Here is a 408-nt window from a genome sequence, read left to right as displayed (position 1 = left end):
AGATTAATAGAAAAACGAATGAATACTCTTTTATTCGCGCTCTAGGATGACTAAAATATATCCATCCTTCTGATGATAGTGTACGTCATCCAGCTTTAGTTCTTCAATTGTTGTGCCGCCACAGTTCTGATTTTTAGAAGTTTTTACGGTAAATGGAAAGGATTTTATCGTCGACAGGAATTTATACTTTATAAATCCTTCAGTCCAGCCAACTTTAGGAAGTATAACGCGATCATCGCTTTGTATATCATACGCTACGAGTTTGTTTTCACGATCTCCCAGTTCTTCGCGAAACTCAAAGTTCTTTTTATTAAGTTGGCCTGTAGTAATCAAGTTTTTTCCTTCAGCATTTACAAACTCAAACACTACGGGCTCGGGGGGTGTGAAACAATCATTTTTTTTACATGC

General features: G+C 36.8%; 1 protein-coding gene. It reads right to left on the bottom strand.

What is annotated here, in order from left to right; all coding sequences use genetic code 11:
- Window positions 1-30: 30 nt before the first annotated feature.
- Window positions 31-408: hypothetical protein (locus B3139_RS20765; RefSeq protein ID WP_293885486.1), on the bottom strand; the 378-nt coding region annotated here is incomplete at its 5' end.

Origin of the sequence: Sphingobacterium sp. UBA1498 (assembly GCF_002325125.1) — a bacterium.
GTDB lineage: Bacteria > Bacteroidota > Bacteroidia > Sphingobacteriales > Sphingobacteriaceae > Sphingobacterium.
The sequence above is the reverse complement of the archived record's forward strand: the minus strand, read 5'-3'. Positions and strand labels throughout refer to the sequence as shown.